This window comes from Ruminococcus sp. CAG:330, from assembly GCF_000437175.1.
Lineage (GTDB): Bacteria > Bacillota > Clostridia > Oscillospirales > Ruminococcaceae > Ruminococcus_C.
This window is the reverse complement of the sequence record NZ_FR898023.1, coordinates 34083-42622: the sequence shown is the minus strand read 5'-3', so window position 1 is coordinate 42622 and position 8540 is coordinate 34083. Positions and strand designations below refer to the sequence as shown.

The following is an 8540-nucleotide window of genomic DNA, read 5'->3' as shown; positions in this document are numbered from 1 at the left end:
TGCATTGGTATGGCAGCTTCCATGGGTGCATTCCTGCTGTCCTCCGGTGCTAAAGGCAAGCGTATCGCTTTGCCCAACAGCGAGATTATGATTCACCAGCCGCTGATTTCCGGCGGACTGTCTGGCCAGTGCACTGACATCAAGATTGCTTCTGACCATCTGGTTCGTGTCCGCAGCAAGATGAACGAGATTCTGGCTGCCAATACCGGCAAGCCGCTGGAAGTCATCGAGCGTGATACCGAGCGTGATAACTATATGTACGCAGCAGAGGCAAAGGAATATGGCCTCATTGATAAGGTAATCGCACATCGGTAAAAAGGGGTGCAAAATGGACGAAAAAAAGGAAAAACGCTGTAATTTCTGCGGGAAACCGGATCATCTGGTGGAGGGAATGATCTCTGCGGCAGGTGTTAACATTTGCAGCGAGTGCGTGACCTATTGCTATGAGATGCTCTATGGTCCCGTCAATCCGGCAGATGCTGCCGCAAAGAAAAAGAAAGAGAAGTCCGGCGCATCGGAAGAGATCCACCTGCTGAAGCCGGCGGAGATCAAGAAGATTCTGGACGAGTATGTGGTGGGACAGGATATGGCAAAAATCACCCTGTCCGTATCCGTGTACAACCACTATAAGCGTATCCTGAATCAGTCGAAGGAGAAGGATGCACGTGAGGTAGAGCTGCAAAAGAGCAACGTGCTGCTGCTGGGTCCCACCGGTGTGGGGAAAACCTATCTGGCACAGACACTGGCGAAGATTCTGGATGTGCCTTTTGCCATTGCCGATGCAACAACCATCACAGAGGCTGGTTATGTGGGCGACGATGTGGAGAACGTGCTTCAGCGTCTGCTTCAGGCAGCGGATTTCGATGTGGAAGCCGCTGAGCGTGGCATTATCTACATCGATGAGATTGACAAGATCTCCCGAAAGTCGGAGAACGTCTCCCTGACCAGAGATGTCAGCGGTGAGGGCGTGCAGCAGGCACTGCTGAAGATCATCGAGGGTACTGTTTCCAACGTACCTCCGCAGGGCGGCAGAAAGCATCCGAATCAGGAATTTATCCATGTGGATACCCATAACATCCTGTTCATCTGCGGCGGTGCGTTTGATGGCTTGGAAAAGCTGATCCAGAAGCGCATGGCGCCGGCATCGCTGGGCTTTGATGCGCCTATCGCACAGCAGAAGAAGGATTTGGTCAATATTTTCCGTCAGGTGACACCGCAGGATCTGGTCAAGTTCGGACTGGTTCCGGAGCTGGTGGGCAGACTGCCGGTTATCACAACGCTGGACGATCTGGACGAGGAGGCGCTGATTCGGATTCTGACTGAACCGAAGAATGCGCTGGTCAAGCAGTATCAGAAGCTGTTCGACTTCGACGAGATCGAACTGGAGATGACACCGGATGCCCTCACTGCAGTGGCAAAGGAGGCAATCGCCAGAAAGACAGGTGCCCGTGGTCTGCGCTCCATCATGGAGGCAACCCTCATGGACACCATGTATACCACACCGTCAGTGGAACACGTCAAGAAAATCGTGGTCGATGCGGACTGCGTCAATGGAACGGCACGGCCGAAGTTCTACGATGCACAGGGCAACGAAATCGAGAACGTACCGCCGGCTGAGGTGCACGCTTAAATGGACGACAAGAACGTGCAGTTTATGCTGGATTCCCTGAAGATTCTGCTGGAGTGCGGAGAAACGGAGCACGCCATTGCGCTTATCGACGCATATACCGAGGAATTGAAAGCGGAACAAGCGGAGGATTCCTCCACGGAAAACGCATAACAAAAAACAGCACCTGTTTCGGAGCTTCCGAGGCAGGTGCTGTTGTGTTTTATTTTTTCATATCCGGCTCAATGGATTTCACCAGAAATGTTTCCAGCGGTTTTTTCAGCAAGCGGTTGAAAAACTTGACCACGAATCCGGTACAGAGTGCGGCGAAAATCGTGCCCTCTCTGGTGCCCACCAGCTTGTGGAAAAACAGGAAAGACAGCAGAACGGCGATTCCCACACAGCTGACATCAAAAAATACTTTGACGTTGCCGAATTCCTTGTGGATGGTGTCGGAGAGCGCTTTGACGAACGCTTCGCCGGAGTTTAAAATGACGTTGGCAATGACTGCAAGGGAAATGCCGAAGCCCAGCACAATTGTGCCTGCGATGACAAGACAAATCTGCATCCAGTATTTGGTCGGAGTAAAGAATGAAATCAGCCAGACACCGAAGTCCGTGAACCAGCCGAACAAAAAGGACAGCGGGACTTGCAGCAGCTGTATCCACTGGAACTTTTGGCGCAGCAGGAGAATTTGTCCCAGAATCAGGGCGCAGTTCCAGATGATGAGCCAGTAACCCAGCGACAGCTGCGGCAGGCGAATGCTCATGACATTTGCCACAGAGGAGATGGGCGACACGCCGAGCTCCCCCTTTTTGGTGATGGCAACGCCCATAGCGCTGAAAAATAATCCGATGATAAAGAGAAGATAGCGTTGAATGATGTCCTGTGCAAACGGGTTAATGTGTTTGTGCTGCTTCAATGGCAGTTCCTCCATTTCTGTATTTCTGCCTCCGGATTCGGGCACTGCATCCAGTGGGACATCACGCAGCAGCCCTCAGCACCTGCCAGACGCAGGGTATTCTGTTTGTCGGCGGTAATACCGCCAATGGCATAGACCGGAATGGAAACAGTTTCACAGATTTGGCGGATAAATGGGATTCCACGGGGCGGCAGGCCAAGCTTGCATGCAGTGGGATAGACGTGTCCGGCGATGAGCCAGCTTGCCCCATAGGACGCTGCAAGCGCAGCATCCTGCGGGCAGTGGACGGATACCCCGATGGCGGGAAGCAGATGTTGTGTTTCTTGGGAGAGTGTTTTGAGAACGGGGATGGGAAGCTGAACGGGAAGCTGGAGCTGTACGGCAGTTTCTACAAACGTGTTCAGCCAGAGCGGTGTGGCAGTATTACGGCAGATTTCAAGGCATTGCTGTGCCAGCCGGCGGTATGCTGCCTCCGGAAGATCTTTCTCCCGCAGCAGAATAGCATCCACGCCGCTGGATGCAATGCGCCGGATGCGGTGCAGAAAGTCCTCCTCACAGAGCAGGCGGTTTGTGACGCAGATCAGCTTCATAAGGTGTTGGTGTTGATGTAGTCGGTGTAGACCGGCTGCATGCCCTGATCCAGAATTGCCTGATGAATTTCCGCCAGAGAACGTGGGTCAGAGATCTCGAACTGTGCGTCCCCCTTCTGTTTGTGCTCTTCGTTGTGTCCGCCGATTCCCACATTGACGCCGGCGGAAATCTTGGTGGCAGCCAGCGGAAGCACATGGTCACGGAAGCCGGCACGTTCCCGTGTGGAGATGGTAAAGCTTGCAAACGGCAGGAAGATTCGGCATGCCAGCATCATTTGCAGCAGCTGTGTCTCGTGAACATCGTTGGGGTTGGTCTCCTCGTGGTTCTTATAAGGACGCAGACGGGGGAAAGAGAGTGCCATCTCTCCCTGCGGATATTTCTTTTGCAGCAGCGCAGCGTGGACACCGGCAGCGAACATGTCCTTTCGGAAGTCCGCCAGTCCCAGCAGTACGCCGAATCCGACACCACGCATACCGCCCATGAGAGCACGCTCCTGCGCACAGACACGGTAGGGGAAACAGCGCTTTGCACCGGCGAGGTGCATTTCGCCGTACCGCTCCAGATCGTAGGTTTCCTGAAAGACCGTGACGAAATCGGCACCGCAGTTCCGCAGCATGGCGTACTCGTCAGAGTTCATGGGATAGACTTCCAGTCCGATGGTGGAGAAGTATTTCTTGGCGATTCGTACTGCCTCAGCGATGTACTCCGGTCCGGAAACGCTGCGGCTCTCTCCGGTGAGCAGCAGAATCTCCCGCATGCCGGTGGAGGCGATGTTTTTCATCTCGGATTCGATTTCCTCAGCGTTCAGCTTGCAGCGGGTGATGGCATTCTTGCAGTTGAATCCGCAGTAGACGCACTGGTTTTCGCAATAGTTGGAGATGTACAGCGGTGTGAAAATCAGCACGTTGTTGCCGAAGTGCTTCTCCCGCTCTGCCTTGGCACGCTGTGCCATCTGTTCCAGAAACGGCTGGGCTGCCGGAGAGAGCAGCGCCGCAAAGTCCTCGAAAGACAGATTCTCCTTGCGCAGTGCCGCTTTCACCTGTGCAGCGGTGTAGTCCTCCGGCTGATACTGTTTTCTCGCCTGAATGACACGGGAGAAGATGTCGGAGTCGATCTGTTCCATGCCCGGCTGAAATTCCATGGGATCATAAATTTTACGCATGGGAACCCCTCCTTAATCCTGTAAGAAGCCGGTGAGGGGACTGGATGCCTCTGCGCCAGATTCCAGAACACGTCCCAGCTTTGCCAGATATGCAGCACGGCCAGCCTCGATGGCGAGTTTGAATGCGTGTGCCATCATGGGACAGTTGTCCGCAGTTGCCACGGCGGTGTTTGCCATGACGGCAGCAGCGCCCATCTCCATCGCCTCGCACGCCTGAGAGGGCGCACCAATGCCGGCGTCGACAATGACCGGCAGGTCGATCTCGTCGATGAGAATCTGGATGAAGTCTTTGGTACGCAGTCCCTTGTTGCTGCCGATGGGCGCACCCAGCGGCATGATGGCAGCAGCACCGGCATCTGCCAGACGGCGTGCTGCGATCAGATCCGGATACATATAGGGGAGCACATGGAAGCCCTCCTTTGCCAGAATTTCTGTGGCACGAATGGTCTCCGCATTATCCGGCAGCAGGTACTTGGCATCCGGAATGACCTCGATCTTGACGAAGTCACCGCAGCCCAGCTCCCGTGACAGACGTGCAATGCGCACTGCCTCCTCAGCGTTTCTTGCGCCGGAGGTGTTGGGGAGCAGGGTCAGATGTTCCGGCAGAAAGTCCAGAATGTTCTCCGGACTGTCCGCATTGGCACGGCGCAGCGCAATGGTGGCGATCTCACTGCCGCCGTACTGCATCACGTCCCGAATCAGCTGAAGCGAGAACTTGCCGGAGCCGAGAATAAAGCGGGAGTGGAATTCCTTCCCGCCCAAGATCAACGTATCCTTTTCCATGGTTTCCATAACAAACACCTTTCCTTATCTTATCAGATTTTGCAAACGGTTTCGCATCCGCCGCCCATAAAGGAAACGACCTCGATGACATCGCTGTCGCTGAGCAGAACGGTAGCATAATCCGCCTTGGGAACGATCACATCGTTGTGTTCCACTGCAATGAGTGCAAGCCGATACCCCTGCTCCAGCAGAAATTCCTGCAGCGTCTGGGGCTTTTTCAGCGGTATTTCCTTTCCGTTGACTCGCATATGCGTCCTCCTTTTCCAAAAAATGGAATCCTAAATACAGAAAATGGGCTGCACCCGTGGTGGTGCACCCCATTTTTCAACGTATTCGATTCACTACAGCTAGTATACCACATTTTTCGCTCCCTGTCAAGTTCGTTTTCCACGCTTTTGACGGTTGTTTTCCTTGGAAAGAAAACAGGCACATTTCGGGAATCCTCCGCATAGAATGCAGAGATACCGGAAAGGGGGAGTATTTTTGCACGCAGTCAATCGAAAAATTCTTCTGGGAAATCCATGTAGCATGGCAATGATGCACGGGTCACCGCAGCATCCGGAGATTCACGGCACAGTTTCCTTTTACCGTGCCTGTGGCGGTTCGCTGGTGGTGGCGGAGCTGTATCAGCTTCCGTCGGCGCACGGCATATTCGCCATGCACATCCACAGCGGTGCGTCCTGTACCGAAACGGCACAGGATGCATTTGCCGATGCCGGCGGTCACTGGGAACTCCAGCCGGCCGAACATCCGCAGCACACCGGCGATCTTCCGGCGCTGCTGAGCAATGACGGCTATGCGTGGTTTGCCGTGTATACCAACCGGTTTTCTCCGGCACAGGCGGTGGGAAAGACGGTCATCATTCACGCTGATCCGGATGACTACCGCACCCAGCCTGCCGGAAATGCCGGCGCACGCATTGCCTGCGGGACAATTTTAGCCTAGGATTTCACCGGTCACTTTGTAGCCTTGCTTCTCCACGGCTTCTTTCAGCTTGGCGGAGTCGATCTCCTGATTCAGGGACACAACGGCGGTGCCAGCCTCGTGGCTGACCTCTGCCTGTTCCACTTCCGGAAATGCCTCCAGACATTTCTTGACGGTTGCCTCGCAGTGACCGCACATCATACCTTTGATATTGAGTGTCAGTTTCATGGTAGAATCCTCCTGTGTGAAAATCGGCTGCATGTGGAATTTGAGTTTCTTGTCACGGTCTGTGCGGTGCAGCCGGAACCAATTCAGCCGAAGGGCATTGGTTACCACACAGAAGCTGGACAGGCTCATGGCAGCTGCGCCGAACATGGGGTTCAGCTGCCAGCCGAACAGCGGAATCCAGACACCGGCTGCCAGCGGAATGCCGATGACGTTGTAGAGAAACGCCCAGAACAGGTTCTCGTGGATATTCCGCAGGCAGGCACGGCTGAGCCGGATGGCTGCCGGAACGTCGGAGAGCCGGCTCTTCATCAGCACCACGTCCGCAGCTTCAATGGCGATGTCTGTTCCGGCACCGATGGCGATGCCAATGTCCGCCTGTGTCAGAGCCGGTGCGTCGTTGATGCCGTCACCGACCATTGCCACCTTGCCCTGCTGTTTCAGTTTGCGGATGACGGCTTCCTTGCCGTCCGGCAGCACGCCGGCGATGACGGTATCCACGCCCACCTGCTTGCCGATGGCGTTGGCAGTGCGGGTATTGTCGCCGGTGAGCATAACCACATGGATTCCCATATTTTGCAGTTCCCGAACTGCCTGCGGACTATCCGCCTTGATGACATCTGCAACAGCGATGATGCCGGAGAACACACCGTCCCGACAGAAGAAGAGCGGGGTTTTTCCGTCCTCGGAGAGCTGTTCCGCAGCCTGTTCCATCTCCGGAGAAACCGCAGCGTAGGACTGAATGAAAGCGAGATTTCCGCCGTAGAGTGCTGCGCCGTTTTGTACGGCAGACAGTCCGTGTCCGGCATGCACCTGAAATTCCTGTACTTCCTCCGCAGGAAGCTGCGCTTCCTCTGCTTTTTGCAGGATTGCCTTTGCCAGCGGATGCTCGCTCTTTCGCTCCAATGCATACGCCAGCGCAAGAAGCTGTTCCTCGGTTGTGCCGTTTGCCGGTAGGAGGTCGGTGACCTTCGGGGTGCCCTGTGTAATGGTGCCGGTCTTGTCCAGTGCGATCATCTGTACCTTGCCGGTTTCCTCCAGCGACTCCGCCGTCTTGAAGAGAATCTCATGTTTGGCGCCAACGCCGTTGGCAACCATAATGGCAACAGGAGTCGCCAGACCGAGGGCGCAGGGACAGCTGATAACCAGTACCGAGATGCTGCGTGCCAGCGCATATCCCACAGTCTGCCCTGTCAGCAGCCAGACGATCATGGTAATTAGAGCGATACCAATGACAATGGGCACAAAAACGCCGGAAACCCTGTCGGCGATCTTGGCAATGGGGGCTTTGGTGGCAGCAGCATCGCTGACCATACGGATGATCTGGGAGAGGGTGGTGTCCTCGCCCACACGGGTCGCCTCACAGCGCAGAAAACCGGACTGGCTGATGGTGGCGGCGGAAACCGTATCGCCCTCGGATTTGTCCACCGGAATGCTCTCGCCGGTCAGCGCCGACTCGTCCACGGCGCCGGCACCCTCCAGAATGACGCCGTCCACCGGAATGTTTTCGCCGGCACGTACGACAAACTGGTCGCCTTTCCTGACCTGTTCAATGGGAACTGTGATCTCCTTGCCGTTCCGCAGCAGCACTGCTGTTTTGGGGGCAAGCTTCATCAGACTTTTCAGCGCATTGGTGGTTTTGCCCTTGGCACGGGTTTCCAGCATTTTGCCCACGGTAATCAGCGTCAAAATCATGGCAGCAGATTCAAAGTAGAACTCGTGCATGTAGTGCATGACGGCGTCAGCATCGCCCTTGACCTGGGCATCCGTCATGGCGAACAGCGCACAGGTGCTGTACAGGAACGATACACCGGAGCCGAGCGCCACCAGTGTGTCCATGTTCGGGGCACGGTGGAGTAGACCACGGAATCCGCTGATGAAAAACTTCTGGTTGATGACCATGACCGCAGCCGTCAGGAGCAGCTGAATCAGTCCCATTGCCACATGGTTTCCCTCTAAGATGGACGGAAGCGGCCAGTTCCACATCATGTGTCCCATGGAGAAGTACATGAGAACGATCAGAAAAACCAGAGAGGCGATCAGGCGCTTTCGGAGCACCGGCGTTTCATGATCCTCCAATGCATCTGCGTCGGCACGCTGCTGCTTTCCGCTGTCGCTGCCGTTTTGCAGGGAGGCGCCGTATCCTGCAGCCTTGACGGCATCAATGACCGCCTGCGGTGGGGCGGTGCCCTCCACACCCATGGAATTGGTGAGCAGGCTGACAGAGCAGGAAGTGACGCCCTCCACTTTCGACACCGCTTTTTCCACACGGTTACTGCATGCAGCACAGCTCATTCCGGTTACTGTATACTGTTCCACAAAACATC

At 55.3% G+C, this 8540-nt stretch carries 10 protein-coding genes; 4 read left to right on the top strand and 6 right to left on the bottom strand.

Going from position 1 to position 8540, the window contains the following annotated elements; all coding sequences use genetic code 11:
• The 3 genes from QZL66_RS03450 to QZL66_RS03440 form a co-directional block, all read left to right on the top strand.
• Positions 1–315 (top strand): ATP-dependent Clp protease proteolytic subunit (locus tag QZL66_RS03450; protein ID WP_293601811.1); only part of this gene is annotated, 315 nt, incomplete at its 5' end.
• Between the two features lie 13 nt (positions 316–328).
• The gene (gene clpX, locus QZL66_RS03445; RefSeq protein ID WP_022410362.1) at positions 329–1630 is read left to right on the top strand and encodes an ATP-dependent Clp protease ATP-binding subunit ClpX; all 1302 of its coding nucleotides are present in this window, start codon (positions 329–331) and stop codon (positions 1628–1630) included.
• Entirely contained in the window at positions 1631–1780 is a 150-nt protein-coding gene (locus tag QZL66_RS03440) for a hypothetical protein (protein ID WP_022410361.1), read from the top strand.
• A gap of 49 nt (positions 1781–1829) precedes the next feature.
• Here the strand turns inward: QZL66_RS03440 and QZL66_RS03435 are convergent, their stop codons facing one another.
• Genes QZL66_RS03435 through thiS form a run of 5 tightly spaced genes read right to left on the bottom strand, consistent with a single transcriptional unit; the run spans position 1830 to position 5312 of the window.
• On the bottom strand, positions 1830–2528 hold the full coding sequence (locus QZL66_RS03435) for a YczE/YyaS/YitT family protein (RefSeq protein WP_022410360.1): 699 nt from the start codon (positions 2526–2528) through the stop codon (positions 1830–1832).
• The gene (locus QZL66_RS03430; RefSeq protein WP_022410359.1) at positions 2525–3118 is read right to left on the bottom strand and encodes a thiamine phosphate synthase; all 594 of its coding nucleotides are present in this window, start codon (positions 3116–3118) and stop codon (positions 2525–2527) included. Before QZL66_RS03430 ends, QZL66_RS03435 begins: the two co-directional genes overlap by 4 nt.
• Entirely contained in the window at positions 3115–4281 is a 1167-nt protein-coding gene (thiH, locus tag QZL66_RS03425; RefSeq protein WP_022410358.1) for a 2-iminoacetate synthase ThiH, read from the bottom strand. The genes QZL66_RS03430 and thiH overlap by 4 nt, the downstream gene beginning before the upstream one ends.
• A 12-nt stretch (positions 4282–4293) precedes the next feature.
• Entirely contained in the window at positions 4294–5064 is a 771-nt protein-coding gene (locus QZL66_RS03420; protein ID WP_226943644.1) for a thiazole synthase, read from the bottom strand.
• 32 nt (positions 5065–5096) lie between these two features.
• Positions 5097–5312, bottom strand: coding sequence for a sulfur carrier protein ThiS (thiS, locus tag QZL66_RS03415; RefSeq protein WP_022410356.1), 216 nt, complete (start codon positions 5310–5312; stop codon positions 5097–5099).
• 280 nt (positions 5313–5592) lie between these two features.
• Here thiS and QZL66_RS03410 point away from each other — a divergent pair, with 280 nt between their 5' ends.
• A complete protein-coding gene (locus QZL66_RS03410; protein ID WP_293601810.1) occupies positions 5593–6009 on the top strand; it encodes a superoxide dismutase family protein in 417 nt (138 codons plus the stop codon).
• Here QZL66_RS03410 and QZL66_RS03405 read toward each other — a convergent pair.
• Positions 6001–8532: a heavy metal translocating P-type ATPase gene (locus QZL66_RS03405; RefSeq protein WP_022410354.1), complete on the bottom strand. Its 2532-nt coding sequence runs from the start codon at positions 8530–8532 to the stop codon at positions 6001–6003. The two genes, QZL66_RS03410 and QZL66_RS03405, sit on opposite strands and share 9 nt — an antisense overlap.
• Between the last annotated feature and the right edge of the window lie 8 nt (positions 8533–8540).